This is a genomic window from Pseudomonas sp. SJZ074 (genome assembly GCF_007828215.1).
GTDB lineage: Bacteria > Pseudomonadota > Gammaproteobacteria > Pseudomonadales > Pseudomonadaceae > Aquipseudomonas.
On the sequence record NZ_VIUE01000028.1, the window covers coordinates 56,565 to 77,786 of the forward strand.

Consider the following 21,222-nt stretch of genomic DNA (forward strand, 5'->3'; position numbering starts at 1 on the left):
ACATGCTGCCGTTCTGGATCGCCCTGCAATTTCTCAGCAGCTTGCCGGTTCGCCTGCCGGGCATGCCGGAGCCTGGGCAGCTTGGCCGTTCGCTGCTGTTCTATCCGCTGGTGGGGGTGTTGTTCGGTGCATTGCTCTGGGGCTTCAACGCCTTGCTGCTCGGTACGCCGTTGCTGCTGCATGGCGCGCTGTTGCTGACGGCATGGGTGCTGCTCAGCGGCGGGCTGCACCTGGATGGCCTGGCCGACAGCGCAGACGCCTGGCTCGGTGGCTTTGGCGACCGCGAACGCACGTTGCTGATCATGAAAGACCCGCGTAGCGGACCGATTGCGGTGATCACTTTGGTGCTGGTATTGCTGCTCAAGTTCGCGGCGTTGCTGGCGCTGCTCGAACAAGGGCAGACCCTGGTGTTGCTCATCGTGCCGGTTTTAGGGCGTACAGCGTTGCTGGGCCTGTTCCTGACCACGCCTTATGTGCGTGCCGGCGGGTTGGGGCAGGCGCTTGCCGATCATCTGCCGCGATCTGCGGGGTGGCAGGTCTTGTCGGCCTGTGCGCTGGGCTGCGTGCTGGTGACGGGCTGGGCCGGGGTCTGGGCGCTGATCATCGCCGCCGTGGTGTTCATTGGCTTGCGGCAGATGATGCTGCGTCGGCTGGGTGGATGCACGGGTGACACCGCCGGGGCCTTGTTGGAGCTGCTGGAAATGGCTGTGCTGGTGGGCATTGCTTTATTCTGAGGTCGCCCTATTGTGGCCGCCTCCACTCTATTTAAATTTGCATTCATTTAGTCGCGGGTATATACACGCATCATGCTTCCTTCCCAATGTCTGTGCATCAACCTGCGTCGCGCCGCTCGAGGCGTCAGCAGGTATTACGACGGCGCTCTCGATGGCTTCGGGATCAACGTTGCCCAGTATTCTTTGCTGAGCAACCTGGCGCGCCTGGATCAGCCGAGCATTTCGTCCCTGGCCGAAGCCATGGGGCTGGATCGCAGCACCCTGGGGCGTAATCTTCGGGTCCTGGAGGGCGAGGGGCTGGTGGCGCTTGCCGAGGGTCAAGACATGCGTAACCGCATCGTCGTGCTGACGCCAGCCGGACGCGACCGACTGGCGGCGGCATTACCCGCCTGGGAAGCGGCGCAACAACGATTGATCGATAAACTGGGCGCCGAGAAGCGCACGGCATTGCTGGCCTTGCTGGACGAACTGGCGTGAAGCCGGTTCGTTCGATAATAAGCGGGTATATACCCGCGAGTGGAGAATAAAATGGCATCGATGTGGCGTACCTGTGGTTGGGTCCTGGTGGGCAGCGCGCTGATCCTGGCGTTGTCCCTGGGTGTGCGGCATGGCTTCGGGCTGTTCCTGGCCCCCATGAGTACCGAGTTCGGCTGGGGCCGTGAGGTGTTCGCCTTCGCCATCGCCCTGCAGAACCTGATCTGGGGCCTGGCCCAGCCCTTTACCGGGGCGCTGGCCGACCGCTTCGGTGCGGCGAAAGTAGTGCTGATCGGCGGTGTTCTCTATACCTTGGGCCTGGTGTTCATGGGGCTGGCGGATTCCGCCTGGTCGCTGTCATTGAGTGCAGGGCTGCTGATTGGTCTCGGTCTGTCCGGCACTTCTTTCTCGGTGATCCTCGGGGTGGTTGGTCGGGCCGTACCGGCGGAAAAACGCAGCCTGGGCATGGGCATTGCCAGTGCCGCCGGCTCCTTCGGCCAGTTCGCCATGTTGCCGGGCACCTTGGGCTTGATCGGCTGGCTCGGCTGGTCCGCCGCGCTGCTGGCCCTGGGGCTGCTGGTGGCGCTGATCGTGCCGCTGGTCAGCATGCTCAAGGACACGCCGACGCCCTTGGCCGGCCATGAACAGACCTTGTCCGAAGCGTTGCGCGAGGCGTGCAACCATTCCGGGTTCTGGTTGCTGGCGTTCGGTTTTTTCGTCTGCGGTTTCCAGGTGGTGTTCATCGGCGTGCATCTGCCGGCGTACCTGGTGGACCAGCACCTGCCGGCCAGCGTCGGTACCACCGTGCTGGCCCTGGTCGGGCTGTTCAATATCTTTGGCACCTACACCGCCGGCTGGCTCGGCGGACGCATGTCCAAGCCGCGGCTGCTGACAGGGTTGTACCTGGCGCGGGCGGTGGTGATCGGCGTGTTCCTGTGGCTGCCGGTTACCACCACCACGGCCTACGTATTCGGCATGGCGATGGGGTTCCTGTGGCTCTCCACCGTGCCCTTGACCAACGGCACTGTAGCCACCCTGTTCGGTGTGCGAAATCTGTCGATGTTGGGTGGGATCGTGTTCCTGTTCCACCAGTTGGGATCGTTCCTGGGCGGCTGGTTGGGCGGGGTGGTGTATGACCGCACCGGCAGCTACGACTTGATCTGGCAGGTCGCCGTCCTGCTCAGCCTGCTGGCGGCGGCGTTGAACTGGCCGGTGCGCGAACGTCCAGTGGCGCGCCTGCAGGCCCAGGCCGGTGTGGCATGAGTCGCGTCGGCCCCTGGTTGATGATTGCCGGCGCTGTCCTGCTGTTGGCGTTTGCCTGGTGGGGCTGGCATCAGGGCGGGTTGGCCTTGATGCAACTGGGCATGGGCAACTGCTGAGCGGTGGACGCTTCGGGTGATGACGAGTAACGTCGTGGTCTGACATGTCTTCAAGGAAGTGCCTACATGCTGACGCGCTGGCTAGCTATTCCCGCCCTGCTGCTGGTTGTGAACGGGCAAGTATGGGCCGCCGACTGCCCACCGTTGCTGGAGGGGTCGTTGCCCAAGCTGCGGGCCAAGGAAACCATCGATCTGTGCCAACGCTTTGCCGGCAAACCGCTGGTGGTGGTCAACACCGCCAGCTTCTGCGGGTTCGCGCCCCAGTTCAAAGGCCTCGAAGCCCTGAACCAGCGCTATAAGGACCAAGGCCTGCAGGTGCTGGGCGTGCCGTCCAACGACTTCAAGCAAGAGTCCAAGGATGGCGCCGAGACAGCCAAGGTCTGTTACGTCAATTATGGCGTGACCTTCACCATGACCGAGCCGCAACCGGTACGCGGTGCCGACGCCATACCGCTGTTCAAGCACCTGGCCGAACAGTCCGGCGCGCCGAAATGGAATTTCTATAAGTACGTCGTGGATCGCCAGGGTAAGGTTGTTGCCAGTTTCTCCAGCCGGATCAAACCGGACGATCCTGAATTCATCAAGGCGGTGGAGGCAGCCATCGCGTCTAAACCCTGATCGCTGGCCACGAAAAAGCCCCGGCTCTTTGCAGAGTGCGGGGCTTTTTTTCGGATGGCGAGGGGTTCAGGCTCGCCGTGGATCATCAGAAGCGATAGGTTGCGCCAACACCGAAGCCGTTTGCGCTGTTTTCGTATTCAGCGCTATAGGCCTGGCCCAATGCATTGGTACGGTTGACGTTGACCTTCTCTTCCTTGAGGTAGGAATAGGCCACGTCGATGGTCAGGTCATCGGTCGGACTCCAGCCGGCACCCAGGCTGAAGATGGTCCGGTCGCCGGTCGGGATGCGTGGCGAGCGGTCGGTGTTGTTGGCAGGAGACTGATCGAAGGACAGACCGGTACGCAGTACCCATTGTTTGTTCAACTGGTAGGAGGTACCGATGGCATAGGCCCAGGTGTCGTGCCAGTTCTGTTCTTCGGTGATGGTGCTGAAGAGGGTAGGATCCACTCCTATAGGGGACGATGCTGTAACGCCTTTGTTGTTCACCGTGATGTCTTTCAGGCGGCTCCAGCGAGTCCAGGTGCTGCCGGCGTATACTGTCCAGGCATCATTGATTTGCTGGGTAACCGAAAAATCTACGGTTTCAGGCGTCGTAATGTCCAGCGAAGCGTCATAGCGTCCGTTGTGCAGTATTGCGCCTGGAATATTTGCATTCGCGTCGACTTCTGTGTGGCCTTCGAGTTTGTACTTGACCTTGGAGTGGTAGGTCAGGCCGACGCGAGTAGTGTCTGTTGCCTGAACCAGCAAACCAATGTTGTAACCGTAGCCGATGTCGTCGCCCTTGATCTTGACGTTGCTATCACCGCCAAGTCCGGGGATAGGCAAATTCAAGGTGGATTCCAACTGACCGGAAATACGGTTGATCGTCGGACCAAAACCAATCGAAACCTTGTCGTTGAAGGCATAGCTGACAGTTGGCTGGAAGGTGATGACCTTCACTTCGCTCTTGCTGCCGAAGTTCTGCCCTTGGAAGCTGTTTTCATAGTCGGTGATCAGGCCGAACGGAGCATAGACACCCAGGCCGAATGCCCATTGATCATCGATAGGCTTGACGTAATAGCCCATGGGGACGGCGGTGAACGGCACCATGTCGCCGTCGTTGGTACCGGTGCGAGTGCCGCTGGCATCATTGATGTCGGTCGAAGCATCGATGGCCGCCAGGCCACCCGTCACTTGCTGGCGCTTGAGGCGCGACATGCCGGCAGGGTTGCCAAACACGGTACTTGCATCATCGGCAGAGGAAGAACGACCCGCGAAACCAGTGCCCATGCCACTGATACTCTGTTCGTTTAGCAGGAAGCCGCTGGCGAACAACTGAGAGGAGGCCAAAGTTACGGCGAGGCCAAGGGTGGTTTTGAGCATCATTTTTTTCATTGTTAGAACTCCGTGTGGTCACCGAGGCGAAAACTACCAACATTTTCGTTCAAGCGCTATAGCCTGTGTTGCGTGAGTTAGAGCGGTTTTGTAGGACAATCCGACCAAATTCGCGACCGTTGTAGGAAGTTTCCAAACATCCATTTTCAACAGGCGACCTGATTCAGCGATGCAACACAGTGTTGCCAGGCGCAGGTGAAGTCCCGCAGGCGCCCTTGGGGGTGGAACGTCTGGCGCCAGATCCGGGCCATGCCCAGCAGATCGTTGGCGTCGGGAAGCGGCGTGTTTTGTTCTTCTACCAGCAGCCAGGCGATGGCAGTGGCGTAACGCAGGTTGACGGTCAATTCCAGGTGCGGACCGCTGAGAAAGGCATGTTGGCTGGCCAGGCCGCGCACGAGGCTGGCGCGTTCCGGATCCAGCGCCAGATAATGATCCCAGAGTGCTTGGTGACGGCATTCGGTAATGCGATACAGGCCATGACCGCGACGGTCGTGCAAGGCTGAGCCCAGGCCGGACTGGCTGGCGGCAACGCCTAGCAACAAGGATTCCGCCGTTGCGCTATGGCGCCCCAGGTACAGGAGCGTCGGACGAATCACATATCGACACAGTTCGCTGGCAGCGATACCCATAACACCCTCGAAGCGTAAGAGGGGCGGAGTCTGGAAGAGTAGGGCTTGGCAGCGGTGGATCGGTCCAGGCTCCGCCGACAGCGGATCATGCCGCTTGACTTGAAGTGTAGTGTCATATTCCCGTTGTAAAGGCCTGTTTTTAAAACATCTTCCGCCAACGGTTATAACTGTTATATCTGTTGGTGCTTAAGCCGTTTCGCTTTATCGAGAAACTTCAGACAATAAAAAGCCCCGCTTTCGGGGCGGGGCCTTTGGGTTTTCAGCGCTTCGGGCGTTTCAGGCAACCAGTGCCTGACGGGTACGATCGATCACGGCCTGCAGCGGTTCTGCGCTGGAGTACTGATCGGGGTACAGGCGTTCGCTGTGACGGGCGATGCCGTGTTCGTTGACCAGCGTGAAGCTGAAGCAGCCTTTGCGAGCGGCCATGATCAGGCAGTTCATTGGAGCAAAAGCGTTGGTTAGGGTGCGGATGGCATCCTGTGTCTGGATTTGAGTCGACATATTATGGGTGTTCCTACAAATGACACGGTTAAGAACCGTGCAACGTTAAAACGTTCCAGTAACGTCGACCACCATTGGTCGAACGAAGAACCCGACTGGAACAAAGCAGCCAGTTTGAGCGCTATATAAGAGTGCGCGCTTGGGCTGGCAGGTAGGTACTTAGGAGGGCAGGCGACACAGCAAGGGCAAAGGTTCTGGGCCCAGGGTGAAGATCCTGATCAATTTTGCAGGTTGGTTCGGTCAGAGTAATGAGCTTGGCAACACCCTTTGTAGTCAGTCAAAGGCTGTGTTGGCGCAAGATTTACCTGGAAACCATCGAGGGGGCCGGTCTCTGTTATCGGTGAGGCGTCCCTTGAGGATGGCTGACCGTGGAGATGTGTTCGACCCGGAATTGACTTTCAGCTTGGTACTAACGGCGCGGATGTTAACGGATCGAACTGCAGAAGGGAAGCGTGTTGTTCAAAAAACATGCAGATTCGCTGCGTTTGGTCGGATGGACTGGGCTGGGGTGTCGTGCTCCGTGACTCGGGTTATCCCCAGGCTTACCGCCAAATGCATCAAGAAAGCGCAGTGATATAACCAGTCTGGGTGTTACTTGTGCACACTCCCCAGGGGGGTTGTCACCGAACTGTCATGTCGCAACAATCCGGGGTGGGTGCCTGTATCCAAAATTTAAGTCAATGAAAAACATCGCTTTTTTTTACTGGTGAAAAAATCGTCAGTTTGAGCGCAGGCCCCGTCCCATAGGGCTTTCACCCCCTTCAAGGGGGGTTGTCCACTGAGTTATCCACAGCTTCTGTGGATTGTCCCAAGCACTTGCTCTAGCACGGGCGTGCCGGTTTTTTTCGACTTTACCCACACGAAAAAAGGAGTAGAGTGGCGCGCCTTTCGATCTGCCCCATAGTGCGTTATGAAGTTTCGCTCAGTATCAAATCCTGTTACTTCCACCCCCCCGAGTGTTACCCCGCCCAAGCGCATGTCGATGCGGGTCGCCGAGTGGCTGCTCGACAGCCCGCGACTCGGAGAAAGCCCCAGCGTCAAGCACCTGGCCGGGCGCCTGCTCAAGCAACCGGCCCGCGAAGGTGTCGTGGCTGCGCAAAGTCGCCTCGGTCGGTTGATGTGCCGTGAATGCGGTAACGCCCGTGACCGGCGCATCGGCCAGGACCTACTGCGCCAGGCCGCCCGAGCCGGGGATCATCGCGCCCGGCAGGCGCTTCTTGAAATAGAAGACTGAAATAGCAGGGCTGAGCTGGGCAACCCCCAGCGGCTTGGTTAATCTTCGGGCTTTATCTGATCGGCAGGATTTGTCATGGCTATGGATTTGACCAGCCTGTTGTTGGGCCTGGCAGGCGCGGCGGTGCCGTTGCTCGCACTGGCCTGGCACCTGCAACGCCAGGCCAGTGCCGCGCAGACCGAAGTGGCACTGTTGGAAGAGCGCCTGGCCACTGCGCACATGGCCCATGATGGCCTGAACGCCCAGCTCGATGCCTGCCGCGACGAAATCAGCGACCTGAGCCAGGCCAACGGGGCCAAGCAAGCCGAACTCGCGGCGGCCTGCCGGGAGGTCGAACTGTTGCAGATCGAGCGTGATAACGCCCGGGATGCGGCCCATGCCTGGAACCTGGAACGTGCCGGTAAAGAGGCCGAGCTGCGGCGGCTCGATGCCCAGGCGGCGTCGCTGCATGCCGAACTGCGCGAGCAGCAGGAAAACCATCAGCAACGCCTGGATGACCTGCAAGGTTCGCGGGACGCGTTGCGGGCGCAGTTCGCTGAGCTTGCCGGGAAAATCTTCGATGAACGCGAGCAACGCTTCGCCGAAACCAGCCAGCAGCGCCTGGGGCAGTTGCTCGATCCGTTGAAAGAGCGCATCCAGTCTTTCGAGAAACGCGTCGAGGAAAGCTATCAGGCCGAAGCCCGGGAACGTTTTTCTCTGGGCAAGGAGTTGGAACGGTTGCAACAGCTGAACCTGCGCCTGAGCGATGAAGCCACCAACCTCACGCGTGCGCTCAAGGGCCAGAAAACCCAGGGCAACTGGGGCGAGTTGATTCTCGAGCGGGTGCTCGAACACGCCGGTCTGGAGAAGGGCCGTGAGTATCAGACCCAGGTCAGCCTCAAGGGCCCGGATGGCGAGCGGTTCCAGCCTGACGTGTTGATTTACCTGCCCGGCGACAAGCAGGTGGTGGTCGATTCCAAGGTCAGTCTCACCGCCTATCAGCAGTACGTGGCCGCTGAAGATGACGCCATCGGCCAGCTTGCCCTCAAGCAACACATCGTATCGCTGCGGGCCCATGTCAAAGGACTGGCCGGCAAGGACTACAAGCGCCTGGACGGTTTGCACAGCCTGGATTTCGTGTTGTTGTTCGTGCCGATCGAAGCGGCGTTTTCCGCTGCCCTGCAAGCCGAGCCGAACCTGTTCCAGGAAGCCTTTGACCGCAACATCGTGATCGTCAGCCCGACCACGTTGCTGGCGACGCTGCGGGTAATCGACAGCTTGTGGAAGCAGGAACGCCAGAGCCAGAACGCCCGGGAGATCGCCGAGCGGGCCGGGTGGCTGTATGACAAATTCGTGCTGTTCATCCAGGACCTGGACGAAATCGGCAGCCGCCTGCAACAACTGGACAAGGCCTACAGTGCCGCACGCAACAAGCTGACAGAAGGGCGCGGCAACCTGGTCAGCCGCACTGAACAACTCAAGCTGCTCGGTGCCCGGGCGAGCAAGCGGTTGCCGGGTGAACTGCTTGAGCGGGCGATGACAGATGAGGATGGGTTGCCCGAGTTGGCGGAAGAAGCCGATGCCAAACCCGGTGCTTGATCAGGCACTCATGTAAGCCCCGTGATTGATGCGGATCCTATGGCTGGTGCAAACCCTGTGGTTGATGCAAACCCTGTGGCGAGGGGAGTGCCACGCTGCAAGGTGATCTCCTCTTACAACGGCAAATGCCGGCTCAACAACGCCCTCAACGCCGCTGGTTTCACCGGTTTTGCCAGGTAATCCAGCCCGGCGGCGTGTACCTGGGCCACCGTCTCGGGACGGCCGTCGGCGCTGATCACGACCCCCGGCACCGGTTCACCCATGCGGGTGCGCAACCAGGCCATCAGTTCAGTGCCGGTCTCGCCGTCGTCCAGGTGAAAATCCACCAGGGCCAGTTGCGGGCGTCCGCCGTCGGCGAGCCAGCGCTCGCATTCTTCACGGTTGCGCGCGGTCCACACCTGGCAGCCCCAGCGGGTCAGTAGACTGTTCATGCCGATCAGGATGCTGTCTTCATTATCGACACACAAAACCTGCGCGCCGTTGGGTAAGCGCCCGTTGGGTTCGGCCACGATGCTGGGCGCAACTATCTGCGTATGGGCCAGCGGTACGCTGACACTGAACACACTGCCGCGTCCCGGCCAGGAGCGCACGCGCAAGGTGTGGCCGAGTACGCGGCACAGCCCGTCGGCGATGGCCAGGCCCAGGCCCAGGCCTTTTTCGGCGCGGGTCTGATGGCTGTCCAGGCGTTTGAATTCCTCGAAAATCACCTGCTGCTTGTCTTCGGCTATGCCCGGTCCGCGGTCCCAGACCTCCAGGCACAACTCGCCGTTGCGTCGACGCACGCCCAGCAGCACCGGTCCCTTGGCATAGCGGAAGGCATTGGTGAGGAAGTTCTGCAGGATGCGCCGCAGCAATTTGATGTCGCTGTCGACCCGCAATCGTGAGCCGCGGACGCGGAATTTCAGGCCTTGCTCCCGCGCCAGCACCGTGAACTCGGCGCCGAGGGTGTCGAACAGGTCATTGAGGGCGAAGGCTTTGCGGTCGGGGTTGATCTTGCCGTTTTCCAGGCGGGAAATATCCAGCAGGTCAGTAATCAGGTCTTCGGCCGAGCGCAGGGAACTGTCCAGGTGCTGTACCAGTTGCCGGGCTTCGCCTGGCAAACCTTCGTGCTGATGGGACAGCGCGGCGGAGAACAGCCGGGCGGCATTGAGGGGTTGCATCAGATCATGGCTGACGGCGGCCAGGAAGCGGGTCTTGGATTGATAGGCCGCTTCGGCGGTGCTTTTGGCTTCGGTCAGGGCTTCGTTCAGTTGCGACAGCTCCCGGGTGCGTTCGGCCACCCGTTGCTCCAGCCCTTCGTTGGCTTCGGTCAGGGCCTGTGCGGCTTCGCGGAACGCGGTGATGTCGGTGAAGCTCATGACGAAACCGCCGCCGGGCATTGGGTTGCCGATCAGCTCGATCACCCGGCCGTTCGGAAACAGCCGCTCGGAGGTGTGGGCACGGCCCTGGCGCATCCAGTGCAGGCGCCGGGCGACATGGACTTCGGCTTCGCCCGGACCACAGAGGCCGCGTTCGGCGTTGTAGCGGATGATGTCGGCAATGGGCCGGCCGACGCTGATCAGTCCGTCCGGGTAGTTGAACAATTCCAGGTAGCGACGGTTCCATGCCACCAACCGCAGGGACTGGTCGACCACGCTGATGCCCTGGGTGATGTTCTCGATGGCACCTTGCAACAGGGCTCGGTTGAACTGCAGCACTTCCGAGGCTTCGTCAGCGATCCGGACGACATCCTCCAGTTGCATCTCCCGACCTTCAATCGCGGCTTTGACCACGGCCCGCGTCGACGAAGCTCCGAGCACACCGGCCAGCAGGCGTTCGGTGTGGGCGATCCATTCGCTGTCGGCATTCTGGTTCGGGTTGAAGCCCTTGCCCTGGCGGTAGGCAAAGCGGATGAAGCTCTGGCGCGCCCGTTCCTCGCCGACGAAGCGTGCGGCCAGCTGCAACAGGTCTTCGATATGCACCGCCAGCATCGACCGAGCGCTGGGACGGGCGCTGATTTCCTGACCGATGAAGCGACCGGCTTGCCAATGCTCTGACACACGGGTACGCGACAGCACCGAGATCCAGGCAAACAGCGTGAAGTTACCGGCCAGGGACAGGACGACGCCTTGGGTCAGCGGGCTGATCGGCAAATGCAATGGGTTGCCGTGCAGCCAGGCCAGGCCCGGGAACGCGCTCAGGGACCAGCCCAGGCTGTGGGCAGCGATCGGCAGCACCAGGGTGTAGAACCAGAGGAAAATCCCTGCGGCGAGGCCGGCGAATACACCGCGGCGGTTTGCCTGTTTCCAGTACAGCGCGCCGAGCATGGCGGGGGCCAATTGCGTCACTGCGGCGAAGGCGATCTGGCCGATGGTGGCCAGGCTCGCGGTGGAACCCAGCAGTCGGTAGCTGACATAGGCCAGCAGCAGGATCACCACGATGCTCACCCGACGCACCGAGAGCATCCACTGGCGGAACACTTCGAACGGTCGCTCGGCGTTGTTGCGACGCAACAGCCAGGGCAGCAGCATGTCGTTGGACACCATGGTGGAAAGCGCCACGCTCGCGACAATCACCATGCCGGTGGCCGCCGAGGCGCCGCCGATGAACGCCAACATCGCCAGTGCCGGATGGGCCTGTGCCAGCGGCAGGCTGATGACGAACGAGTCCGGCAGCACCGAACCGGGCAACATCATCTGTCCGGCGAGGGCGATGGGCACCACGAACAGCGCGGCCAGGGCCAGGTAGGCGGGGAACACCCACTTGGCCAGGCGCAGGTCCTGGGGCTCGATGTTCTCCACCACCGTCACATGAAACTGACGCGGCAGGCAGATGATCGCCATCATCGCCACCCCGGTCTGCACCACCATGGACGGCCAGTTGATGGTTTCTTTCCAGTATTGCTCCAGGCGCGGAGCGAGCATCGCCTGGTCGAACAGATCGTCGAAGCCGTCGTAGAGGCCGTACGTCACGAAGGCGCCGACCGCGAGGAAGGCGAATAGCTTGACCAACGATTCGAAGGCAATAGCCAGCACCATGCCACGGTGGTGTTCGGTGGCGTCGAGGTTGCGAGTGCCGAACACAATGGTGAACAAGGCCAGGATCAGCGAGACGATCAGCGCGGTGTCCTGGGCGCGGGTGCCCATCGCATCGGCGCCGGCGCCGATCAACAGGTTCACCCCGAGCACGATGCCCTTGAGCTGCAAGGCAATGTACGGCAATACGCCCACCAGGCAGATCAGCGCGACCACTACCGCCAGCGACTGCGACTTGCCATAGCGCGCGGCGATGAAGTCGGCGATGGAGGTGATGTTCTCCTGCTTACTGATCATCACCATTTTTTGCAGGACCCATGGCGCCAGCACCAGCAGCAGGATCGGCCCGAGATAGATCGGCAGGAACGACCAGAGCTGCTCGGCGGCCTGGCCCACCGCGCCGAAGAAGGTCCAGCTGGTGCAATACACCGCCAGCGACAGGCTGTAGACCCAGGCCCGAACCCGTGGCGGCAACGGTGTGCTGCGCCGGTCGCCGTAGAAGGCGATGGCGAACATGATGGCCATATAGGCCAGGGCAACGATGGCGATCAGCCCGCTGGACAACGACATGGAAACTCCCGAACGAAGAACACCGGGGCCTGGGCCCGGCAAGACAGTCTCGCATGCCCGCTCGGGTTCGTCAGTGTCGACCAAGGTCGGGGCGTGGTGGGCTGTCGCAGCCTGTGGGGCTGCTCAGGTCATGCGGTGGGTTTGCGGGCCTCATCGCGAGCAGGCTCGCTCCCACAGGGGATTGTGAACACCGGGCCAATGTGGGAGCGAGCCTGCTCGCGATGGCGGCCTTACTGCCCCAGCGCGATATCGATCAACCGATGCAACTCCTCAACCTCCAGCGGCGCGCTGGCAAAGAGAATGCGAAAGACCGTCGGCGCCACCATCACATTGATCAGTCGCTCGATGCCGGGATTCGGCTCATCGGGATAACGCTCCAGGATGATCTGCAACTGCGCGCCGATGATCTCCACGCAATGCCCTGGCGTGGCACAGGCCTGGATGTCGCGCATCATGTTGCGACCCGGTTCGGAATTCATTTCGTCCAGGTACTGCTCGGCCCAGGCGCGCAGGTCGCCGCGCAGGCTGCCGGTGTTGGCCGGTTCGCTGTCGTGGCGCATGCGGGCCACAGCGACATCGGCCAGCAGCGCCGGCAGGTCACCCCAGCGCCGGTAGATGGTGGACGGCGTAACCCCCGCGCGTGCAGCAATTTGCGGCACGGTCAGCGTGGCGCGGTCCTGTTCCTGGAGCAGGGCGCGCACGGCCGAATGGATCGACTCTTGTACCCGGGCGCTTCTGCCGCCGGGGCGTAAACCTTCTTTAATAGCCATGGGGCGGACCTTAACACAAAGAGTTTGCTTTAAGCGCACGTCGGTAGCACACTCCGCAAAAGCAAAAAATTAGCTTTTGCTGATATTTTGCGAACAGCTTCTGCGGAGTGTGCCCATGTCCCGTCCAGCTTCGACCGCTGCCAGCCTGATCTTCCTGGCAATCACCTTGCTCGGTTTCCTCGCCGCCTCCAGCGCGCCAACGCCGTTGTATCACCTCTATCAGGAATACATGCAGTTTTCCCCGGCGATCCTCACGCTGATCTTCGGCGTGTACGCCTTCAGTCTGTTGGCGGCCTTGCTGACCGTGGGGTCGTTGTCGGATTACCTGGGACGCAAACCGGTGATCTTCGTGGCGCTGGTGCTCAACATGCTGGCGATGCTGCTGTTTATCAATGCCGACAGCATCGCTTGGCTGATCGGGGCCCGGTTGATCCAGGGCTTCGCCACGGGCATGGCCACCAGTGTACTGGGGGCCGCGCTGCTGGACTTCGATCGTCAACAAGGCCCGCTGATCACCAGTGTCGCGCCCTTGCTGGGAATGGCCTGTGGGGCGCTGGGGTGTGGCTTGCTGGCAGAGTTTGCGCCGTTGCCCCTGCAACTGACCTATTGGCTATTGCTGGGTCTGTTCCTGGCCCAGGCCATTTATCTCTGGCGCCTTGAGGAAAGTGTCAGCCCGCAACCTGGTGCCTGGCAGTCCCTGCGTCCAACGCTGCATGTGCCGCCGCAGGCGCGACGGGCCCTGTGGCTGGTGTTGCCGTTGAACCTGGCGGCCTGGGCGGTGGGCGGTTTCTATCTGTCGTTGGCGCCATCCCTGGTGCGGGCTGCGACCGGATCGACATCCAACCTGATTGGCGGTGCATTGGTGGCAGCCTTGACGCTCACCGGGGCCTTGTCCATCTACACGCTGCGCAACCAAAGCGCGGAGAAAATGTTGCGTCTTGCCGCCAGCTTATTGATAACCGGGCTCGCGCTGGTGCTGCTCGCCGCGCATAGGGGGAGCCTGCCGTTGTTCTTCATCGGCACGCTGGTCACTGGCAGCGGTTTCGGCGCGGGTTTCCTTGGCGCGCTACGCAGCATCATGCCGCTGGCCTTACCCCATGAGCGGGCCGGTTTAATGTCGGCATTCTATGTGCTCAGTTACCTGGCGTTCAGCTTGCCGTCACTGCTGGCCGGGAACCTGACGCGGGTGTTCGGGTTGATCCCGACAACCGATGGTTATGGCCTGGTGCTGATCCTGTTGGCGACCGCAGCGTTGCTGGAGCTGTTGCGTCAGACCGCCAAGCCGGCAGGCAGTGGCGTTCGACCTTGATACGTTGAATGCAAACGATTGAATTGAGTTAGCCTTGGCGTTTCGCCATTTATCTCGGGTGATTTCCCTTGAAGATTATTCGCAGCAAATCTTTCACTGGCGACCGTGCCTGGGCCGCATTGGATATCGCCAACATGAACGGCATTACCACGCGCTTGCACTGGACCGATCAGCCGTACAAATGGCACGTCAACGATGGTCAGGAAGTCTTCGTGGTGCTCGATGGGCTCGTGCAGATGTGCTATCGGGAGGAGGGGGTCGAGAAGGACACTTTGCTGGGAGTGGGTGACATTTTCTATGCATCGGTCGGGACCGAACATGTGGCCAAGCCCCAGGGAGCGGCGAGAATCCTGGTGATCGAAAGCGAAGGCAGTGTCTGATTGATCATCTGTAAAACAGATAACATATAGAGAAATTACCCGTTATATCGATATTCGATCCGGCTCTAAGATGGCTCCACCTCAATCGGGGACTGGAGTTCGTCATGACACGCTGCCCTGCAACAAACCGTTTGCGCCCACTGAGCCACTTGCCCAGGCCGTTAGAAGCCATTCGCCAATTCACGCCTAACTGGTTCGCCGCGACCATGGGCACCGGTGTACTGGCCCTGGCCCTGGCGCAATGGCCGGGCAGTCTGCATGGCCTGCATGTCGCGGGTGAAGGGTTATGGTTGTTCAACATCATGCTGTTTGTGTTGTTCAGCGGGTTGTACGCAGCCCGTTGGGTGTTGTTCTTCGATGAGGCGCGGCGGATTTTCGGCCATTCAACGGTCTCGATGTTCTTCGGCACCATTCCCATGGGCCTGGCGACCATCATCAACGGACTCCTGGTATTTGGCCTGCCGCGCTGGGGAGACGCCGTGGTGCCGCTGGCCGAGGCGTTGTGGTGGGTCGATGTGGCGATGTCCCTGGCCTGCGGCGTGTTGATCCCATTCCTGATGTTCACCCGGCAGGAGCATCGGATCGACCAGATGAGCGCGGTGTGGCTGTTGCCGGTGGTTGCCGCAGAAGTCGCAGCCGCCAGCGGCGGGCTCTTGGCGCCGCACCTGGCAGGCGTCCATTCGCAACTGGTCATGTTGGTTACCAGCTATGTGCTCTGGGCCTTTTCCCTGCCGGTGGCGTTCAGCATTCTGACAATTCTGCTGCTGCGCATGGCCTTGCACAAACTGCCCCACGAAAACATGGCGGCCTCGAGCTGGCTGGCGCTGGGGCCAATCGGCACGGGGGCCCTGGGCATGCTGGTGCTGGGCAGCGACGCCCCGATGATTTTTGCCGCCAACGGTTTGCCTGGCGTCGGTGAAATCGCCGCCGGGCTGGGGCTGGTGGCCGGCGTCACGCTATGGGGTTTTGGGTTCTGGTGGATGCTGATGGCGCTGCTGATCACGGCGCGCTACTTGCGCGAAGGCATCCCGTTCAACCTCGGCTGGTGGGGCTTTACCTTCCCTTTGGGCGTGTACGCATTGACGACGCTGAAGCTGGCGAGCCTGTTGGGCCTGGGATTTTTCACGCTGTTCGGTTGCCTGCTGGTGGCAATGCTGGTGATGCTGTGGCTGATCGTCGGCTGGCGCACGGTGGCGGGTGCCTGGCACGGTGAGTTGTTCGTGTCGCCGTGCATTGCCGGGCTGGCGAAATAATTGCCCGGCGGCTCCCAAGCGACGTGCCGTAGGTTAATGTGTGGCCTGGATAAAAAAACGTTATTCCAATAAGCGACCACGCCACTCAGGAACATGGAAGATGAGTCACCCTTCGCAGTTCACCTTGCTTCGTCGGCGGCGTTTCCTGCCGTTTTTCATCACGCAATCCCTCGGGGCCTTCAACGACAATGTGTTCAAGCAGTCGCTGATCCTCGCCATTCTCTACCGGCTGACCATCGAGGGTGATCGTTCGATCTGGGTCAACCTGTGCGCGCTGCTGTTCATCCTGCCGTTCTTTCTGTTTTCGGCGCTGGCGGGGCAGTTCGGGGAAAAATTCGCCAAGGATGCGTTGATTCGTCTGATCAAGCTTGGCGAAATCGTCATCATGGCCGTCGGCGCCGTGGGCTTTCTGTTTGATCATCTGTCGCTGATGCTGGTGGCGCTTTTCGCCATGGGCACCCATTCGGCGCTGTTCGGTCCGGTCAAATATTCGATCCTGCCGCAAGCGCTGCGTGAGGATGAACTGGTCGGCGGCAACGGCCTGGTAGAGATGGGCACGTTCCTGGCGATCCTCGCCGGTACCATCAGTGCCGGGGTCATGATGTCTTCGGCCCACTATGCACCGGTGGTGTCGAGCGCGATTATCGGCATTGCCGTGCTCGGTTACCTGGCCAGCCGCGGCATTCCCCGGGCGGCGGCCGCTTCGCCGCAAATGCGCCTGGACTGGAACATCTTCAGCCAGTCCTGGGCCACCCTGAAACTCGGCCTGGGGCAAACCCCCGCGGTGTCCCGCTCCATCGTCGGCAACTCCTGGTTCTGGTTTGTCGGGGCGATTTACCTGACGCAGATCCCGGCTTATGCCAAAGACTGGATGTACGGCGATGAAACCGTGGTGACCTTGATCCTGACGGTGTTTTCGGTGGGGATCGCCCTGGGTTCGTTGCTCTGCGAGAAACTGTCAGGACGCAAGGTCGAGATCGGCCTGGTGCCGTTCGGTTCGTTCGGCCTGACAGTGTTCGGGTTGCTGTTGTGGTGGCATTCCGGTGGAATCCCCGACAGTGTCGACGGCCACGGTTGGCTCGAGCTGCTCGGCTTCGGCCATGCCTGGCTGGTGTTGGTCGACATCCTGGGCCTCGGTGTGTTTGGCGGTTTCTACATCGTGCCGCTGTACGCGCTGATCCAGTCGCGCACCGCCGAAAACGAGCGGGCACGGGTGATTGCCGCCAACAACATTCTCAACGCCTTGTTCATGGTGGTCTCGGCCATTGTGTCCATCGTGTTGCTGAGCCTGGCCAAGCTGTCGATCCCGCAACTGTTCCTGGTGGTGTCGCTGCTGAACATCGGCGTCAATGCCTACATCTTCAAGATCGTCCCCGAATTCACCATGCGTTTCATGATCTGGCTGTTGAGCCATTCCATGTACCGCGTGGAGCACCGCAATCTGGACGCGATTCCCGATGAAGGTGCCGCGCTGTTGGTCTGCAATCACGTTTCCTTCGTCGACGCGTTGCTGATTGGCGGCGCGGTGCGTCGGCCGATTCGCTTCGTGATGTACTACAAGATCTACAATCTGCCGGTGCTGAATTTTATCTTCCGTACTGCCGGAACCATTCCGATTGCCGGGCGCCAGGAAGATATTCACATCTACGAAAAGGCCTTCAGGCGCATCGCCCAGTACCTCGCGGAAGGTGAGTTGGTGTGCATCTTCCCTGAAGGAAAACTGACCGCCGACGGTGAGATCAATGAGTTCAAGAGCGGCTTGACGCGCATCCTCCAGGAAACCCCGGTGCCGGTGATTCCTCTCGCGCTGCAGGGCTTGTGGGGCAGTTTCTTCAGCCGCGATCCGGCCAAGGGGTTGTTCCGGCGGTTCTGGTCGCGGGTGACCCTGGTGGCAGGTCCCGCGGTGGCGGTGGAAATGGCTGAGCCGGTCAAGCTGCAAGCGGTGGTGGGTGAGTTGCGCGGGACGGTCAGATAGAGAGGCTGCGGCCTCTCGATGTTTCGCGAGCAAGCCCGCTCCCACAGGTTTGTGCCAAGGCACAGAATCTCAGTGCACCGCAGACCCCTGTGGGAGCGAGCCTGCTCCGGGCGGCGATCCGACGATAGCGGTAGTGGCCTAGGCGCTGACTTTAAGCCCGATCAGCCCCGCTACGATCAACGCCACACTGACCAACCGAACCAGCGCCATCGACTCACCAAACAGAATGATCCCGGCGATCACCGTGCCCACGGCGCCGACCCCGGTCCAGATCGCATAGGCGGTACCCAGTGGCAGTTCCTTCATCGCAAGGCCGAGCAGGCCGAGGCTGATCGCCATGGCGGCAATCGTCAACGCGGTAGGGAGCGGGCGGCTGAAACCGTCGGTGTATTTCAGGCCGACGGCCCAGCCGACTTCGAACAGGCCGGCAAAAAACAGAATGATCCAGGACATTACGCACCTCCATGAATGGATGGGGTCGTCCCCGGATTAGAAGTTGATACAAGCTGCGGGGTCGTCCCCGCACTGGCGAGATAGAGTGCCCATGATCGGGCACTCGATCAAGTCTGCCTCAGTCCGCCGTCTGTTGGCTGGCGAGCGTCTCGCGGTCCTGCTTTTCGCTCATGCGGCGGAAGTAGGTCGAGAGCAGTGCTCCGGAGATGTTGTGCCAGACGCTGAACAACGCACTGGGCACCGCCGCCAGCGGCGAAAAGTGCGCACTCGCCAGGGCAGCACCCAGGCCGGAGTTCTGCATGCCGACTTCCAGCGCCAGGGATTTACGCTGGGCCAGCGGCAGCTTGAACAGGTGGCCGGTGAAGTAGCCCAGCAGGAAACCGAAGCTGTTGTGCAACATCACTACCGCCATGATCAACAGACCCGACTCGGCGATTTTCGCCTGGCTGGCGGCGACGACAGCGGTGACGATGATGACGATGCTCACCACCGACACCAGCGGCAACACTTCCACCGCGTGACGAACCTTGTCCCCCAGCAGTCGTTGCGCAACCACGCCCAGGACGATCGGCAACAGCACCACTTGCAGGATCGACCAGAACAGCTCCATGAACGACACCGGCAACCAGGCCGAGGCCAGCAGCCAGATCAGAGCGGGCGTGAGCAGCGGCGCGAGCAGGGTGGTGACGGCGGCGATGGCGACCGACAGGGCCAGGTCGCCTCGGGCCAACCAGGTCATGACGTTCGACGAGGTGCCGCTCGGGCAGCAACCCACCAGGATCACGCCGACGGCGATTTCCGGCGGCAGGTGGAACGCCTGGCAGAGCAACCACGCCACACCGGGCATGATCACGAAATGCGCGACCACCCCCAGGGCCACGCGCCATGGATGACGGGCGACTTCGGCGAAGTCTTCGAGCTTGAGGGTCAGGCCCATGCCGAACATCACCAGCCCGAGCAGCGGCACGATGGCGCCTTTCAAGCCGATGAACCAGGCCGGCAGCAGGAACGCCACCACCGCGAAGATCAGTACCCAGTAAGCGAAGGTATTGCCGACAAAGCGGCTCAGTGCTGCCAATGCGCGCATGGCCAGATCCTTGTTATCAAAATGAAACACACAAACAATTGTGGGAGCGGGCTTGCTCGCGAAAGCGGTGTATCAGTCGACGTAATCGTTAACTGGTACACCGCTTTCGCGAGCAAGCCCGCTCCCACAGTGGATATCACCAGCCGTTAAATCCCCTGCGGCGTCTCTTCCCCACCCAACGCTTCAACCAGCGCCGGCAGGAATTCGCCGAAGGTCAACATCATCAGCGTGAAGCTGGCGTCCAATTGGCCGAGGGCTTCATCGCCACCGTCCTGCTCCGCCTGGTCCTGCAACAGATCTTCGAACTTAAGGCGCTTGACCACCATCTTGTCGTCGAGAACGAAAGACAGCTTGTCCTGCCAGGCCAGCGACAACTGCGTCACCACCTTGCCGGTGTTGAGGTGCAGCTGGATTTCGTCGCTGGTCAGGTCCTGGCGCTTGCAGCGCACGATGCCACCGTCTTCATGGGTGTCGCGCAGTTCGCATTCGTCCAGCACGAAGAAGTCATCCGCGGCTTTCTGGGTCTTGACCCAGTCGGTCATGATGGCGGTCGGTGCGGTCTTGACCGTCAGCGGACGCACCGGCAGCGAGCCGATGACTTCGCGCAGGGTGGAAAGCAGGTCTTCGGCGCGTTTCGGGCTGGCGGAGTTGACCAGGATCAGCCCCTGTTTCGGTGCGATGGCAGCGAAGGTGGAGGAGCGACGAACGAATGCGCGCGGCAGGAACGCCTGGATGATTTCATCCTTGATCTGGTCCCGTTCCTTTTTATAGACCTTGCGCATTTGTTCGGCTTCGATCTCTTCGACCTTTTCCTTCACGGCATCGCGTACGACGCTGCCAGGCAGGATGCGTTCTTCCTTGCGTGCGGCGATCAACAGGAAATCCTGGCTGACATGCACCAGGGGAGCGTCTTCGCCTTTGCCGAACGGCGCGATGAAACCGTAAGTGGTCAACTCCTGGCTTGCACATGGACGCGCCAGTTTGCTGGCCAGTGCAGTTTCCAACGCCTCGGCATCAAAAGGCAGATCTTGGGTCAGGCGATAGATAAGCAGGTTTTTGAACCACATGGGGTGAGTCTCTCCTTTATACAAAGGAGCGCATTATTCTCTTCGCGGGACCATAGGCCAACCCTTCGCTAAGCCTTTGGAAGACCTGAGAAAATTAATTTAAAAAGTGCTTGCCAGCTTGGAGGACGCTCCGTAGAATGCGCGCCACACCGAAAGCGAAGGGTGATTAGCTCAGCCGGGAGAGCGTCTGCCTTACAAGCAGAATGTCGGCGGTTCGATCCCGTCATCACCCACCATTCGTTTCAAGTGTTACGCGCAGCGGTAGTTCAGTCGGTTAGAATACCGGCCTGTCACGCCGGGGGTCGCGGGTTCGAGTCCCGTCCGCTGCGCCATATTCGGTATCTGGAACACTGAACGCCAGATGACCACCAGAAAGCCCGCTGATGCGGGCTTTTTGCTATTTGCGATGCTGTGGTGCGCGCTCATCATTTTTTCTGATTTTGCTAATTAAATCAGCACATTACAAAAAATTGTGAGAGAATGCGCCCCGCATCGAAAGTGCAGGGTGATTAGCTCAGCCGGGAGAGCGTCTGCCTTACAAGCAGAATGTCGGCGGTTCGATCCCGTCATCACCCACCAAGCTTTCAGTGTTACGCGCAGCGGTAGTTCAGTCGGTTAGAATACCGGCCTGTCACGCCGGGGGTCGCGGGTTCGAGTCCCGTCCGCTGCGCCATATTCGATGATCTGGAATACTGAACGCCAGATCACCAGCAAAAAGCCCGCTCATTGAGCGTAATGCTGTTCACTTAAGCGGAGCGGCCTTACGATCTACCGGATACCGAGTTTTGGAAATCTTCACTGTCCTCGGCCGCCCTGGCCTTG

General features: G+C 60.7%; 18 protein-coding genes and 4 tRNA genes. 14 read left to right on the top strand and 8 right to left on the bottom strand.

From position 1 onward, the window contains the following. Nucleotides 1-2 precede the first annotated feature (2 nt). The 4 genes from FBX99_RS23585 to FBX99_RS23600 all read left to right on the top strand — a co-directional run bounded on the left by FBX99_RS23585 (nucleotide 3) and on the right by FBX99_RS23600 (nucleotide 3,205). Entirely contained in the window at nucleotides 3-734 is a 732-nt protein-coding gene (locus FBX99_RS23585) for an adenosylcobinamide-GDP ribazoletransferase (RefSeq protein WP_144930925.1), read from the top strand. A 72-nt stretch (nucleotides 735-806) separates the two neighbouring features. Then, on the top strand, nucleotides 807-1,211 hold the full coding sequence (locus FBX99_RS23590; protein ID WP_144930922.1) for a MarR family winged helix-turn-helix transcriptional regulator: 405 nt from the start codon (nucleotides 807-809) through the stop codon (nucleotides 1,209-1,211). Nucleotides 1,212-1,271: 60 nt separating this feature from the next. Then, nucleotides 1,272-2,471 carry an MFS transporter gene (locus FBX99_RS23595; protein ID WP_371923885.1) on the top strand — a complete coding sequence of 400 codons (1,200 nt, stop codon included), beginning with the start codon at nucleotides 1,272-1,274 and terminating at the stop codon, nucleotides 2,469-2,471. 182 nt (nucleotides 2,472-2,653) lie between these two features. Then, a complete protein-coding gene (locus tag FBX99_RS23600; RefSeq protein WP_144930918.1) occupies nucleotides 2,654-3,205 on the top strand; it encodes a glutathione peroxidase in 552 nt (183 codons plus the stop codon). 85 nt (nucleotides 3,206-3,290) lie between these two features. Here the strand turns inward: FBX99_RS23600 and FBX99_RS23605 are convergent, their stop codons facing one another. From FBX99_RS23605 to FBX99_RS23615, 3 genes are all read right to left on the bottom strand, one after another. Next, nucleotides 3,291-4,580 carry an OmpP1/FadL family transporter gene (locus tag FBX99_RS23605; protein WP_144930916.1) on the bottom strand — a complete coding sequence of 430 codons (1,290 nt, stop codon included), beginning with the start codon at nucleotides 4,578-4,580 and terminating at the stop codon, nucleotides 3,291-3,293. Between the two features lie 146 nt (nucleotides 4,581-4,726). Next, nucleotides 4,727-5,209 carry a hypothetical protein gene (locus tag FBX99_RS23610; protein WP_144930914.1) on the bottom strand — a complete coding sequence of 161 codons (483 nt, stop codon included), beginning with the start codon at nucleotides 5,207-5,209 and terminating at the stop codon, nucleotides 4,727-4,729. Between the two features lie 276 nt (nucleotides 5,210-5,485). Continuing rightward, on the bottom strand, nucleotides 5,486-5,710 hold the full coding sequence (locus FBX99_RS23615) for a hypothetical protein (RefSeq protein WP_144930912.1): 225 nt from the start codon (nucleotides 5,708-5,710) through the stop codon (nucleotides 5,486-5,488). A gap of 910 nt (nucleotides 5,711-6,620) precedes the next feature. Here FBX99_RS23615 and FBX99_RS23625 point away from each other — a divergent pair. Together FBX99_RS23625 and rmuC are read left to right on the top strand one after the other, a co-directional pair. Beyond that, nucleotides 6,621-6,944, top strand: a complete 324-nt coding sequence (locus FBX99_RS23625; RefSeq protein WP_139647987.1) for a sel1 repeat family protein — start codon at nucleotides 6,621-6,623, stop codon at nucleotides 6,942-6,944. A 189-nt stretch (nucleotides 6,945-7,133) separates the two neighbouring features. Beyond that, entirely contained in the window at nucleotides 7,134-8,522 is a 1,389-nt protein-coding gene (gene rmuC / locus FBX99_RS23630) for a DNA recombination protein RmuC (protein WP_178112043.1), read from the top strand. 113 nt (nucleotides 8,523-8,635) lie between these two features. Here rmuC and FBX99_RS23635 read toward each other — a convergent pair whose 3' ends face one another. Together FBX99_RS23635 and FBX99_RS23640 are read right to left on the bottom strand one after the other, a co-directional pair. Further along, nucleotides 8,636-12,106, bottom strand: a complete 3,471-nt coding sequence (locus tag FBX99_RS23635) for a PAS domain-containing hybrid sensor histidine kinase/response regulator (RefSeq protein WP_144930908.1) — start codon at nucleotides 12,104-12,106, stop codon at nucleotides 8,636-8,638. Between the two features lie 230 nt (nucleotides 12,107-12,336). Next, nucleotides 12,337-12,876, bottom strand: a complete 540-nt coding sequence (locus tag FBX99_RS23640; protein WP_144930906.1) for a TetR/AcrR family transcriptional regulator — start codon at nucleotides 12,874-12,876, stop codon at nucleotides 12,337-12,339. Nucleotides 12,877-12,991: 115 nt separating this feature from the next. Between FBX99_RS23640 and FBX99_RS23645 the strand changes: the two genes are divergently transcribed. The 4 genes from FBX99_RS23645 (at nucleotide 12,992) to FBX99_RS23660 (ending at nucleotide 17,793) form a co-directional block, all read left to right on the top strand. Continuing rightward, on the top strand, nucleotides 12,992-14,185 hold the full coding sequence (locus FBX99_RS23645; RefSeq protein WP_145133098.1) for an MFS transporter: 1,194 nt from the start codon (nucleotides 12,992-12,994) through the stop codon (nucleotides 14,183-14,185). A 68-nt stretch (nucleotides 14,186-14,253) separates the two neighbouring features. Continuing rightward, nucleotides 14,254-14,565 carry a cupin gene (locus FBX99_RS23650; protein ID WP_144930902.1) on the top strand — a complete coding sequence of 104 codons (312 nt, stop codon included), beginning with the start codon at nucleotides 14,254-14,256 and terminating at the stop codon, nucleotides 14,563-14,565. 104 nt (nucleotides 14,566-14,669) lie between these two features. Then, a complete protein-coding gene (locus tag FBX99_RS23655) occupies nucleotides 14,670-15,818 on the top strand; it encodes a TDT family transporter (protein WP_145133100.1) in 1,149 nt (382 codons plus the stop codon). A 100-nt stretch (nucleotides 15,819-15,918) separates the two neighbouring features. Beyond that, complete coding sequence (locus tag FBX99_RS23660) at nucleotides 15,919-17,793, top strand: MFS transporter (protein ID WP_145133102.1); 1,875 nt, start codon at nucleotides 15,919-15,921, stop codon at nucleotides 17,791-17,793. A 138-nt stretch (nucleotides 17,794-17,931) separates the two neighbouring features. Here the strand turns inward: FBX99_RS23660 and sugE are convergent, their stop codons facing one another. From sugE to rdgC, 3 genes are all read right to left on the bottom strand, one after another. After that, the gene (gene sugE / locus FBX99_RS23665; protein WP_041022709.1) at nucleotides 17,932-18,246 is read right to left on the bottom strand and encodes a quaternary ammonium compound efflux SMR transporter SugE; all 315 of its coding nucleotides are present in this window, start codon (nucleotides 18,244-18,246) and stop codon (nucleotides 17,932-17,934) included. A gap of 118 nt (nucleotides 18,247-18,364) precedes the next feature. Next, nucleotides 18,365-19,333 carry a bile acid:sodium symporter family protein gene (locus FBX99_RS23670; RefSeq protein ID WP_144930898.1) on the bottom strand — a complete coding sequence of 323 codons (969 nt, stop codon included), beginning with the start codon at nucleotides 19,331-19,333 and terminating at the stop codon, nucleotides 18,365-18,367. Nucleotides 19,334-19,479: 146 nt separating this feature from the next. Continuing rightward, entirely contained in the window at nucleotides 19,480-20,400 is a 921-nt protein-coding gene (gene rdgC, locus FBX99_RS23675) for a recombination-associated protein RdgC (RefSeq protein ID WP_145133104.1), read from the bottom strand. Nucleotides 20,401-20,560: 160 nt separating this feature from the next. Here rdgC and FBX99_RS23680 point away from each other — a divergent pair. The 4 genes from FBX99_RS23680 (at nucleotide 20,561) to FBX99_RS23695 (ending at nucleotide 21,073) form a co-directional block, all read left to right on the top strand. Then, nucleotides 20,561-20,636, top strand: a tRNA-Val gene (locus tag FBX99_RS23680). A 19-nt stretch (nucleotides 20,637-20,655) separates the two neighbouring features. After that, nucleotides 20,656-20,732, top strand: a tRNA-Asp gene (locus FBX99_RS23685). Between the two features lie 171 nt (nucleotides 20,733-20,903). Beyond that, a tRNA-Val gene (locus FBX99_RS23690) sits at nucleotides 20,904-20,979 on the top strand. Nucleotides 20,980-20,996: 17 nt separating this feature from the next. Further along, nucleotides 20,997-21,073, top strand: a tRNA-Asp gene (locus tag FBX99_RS23695). The last annotated feature ends 149 nt before the right edge of the window (nucleotides 21,074-21,222 follow it).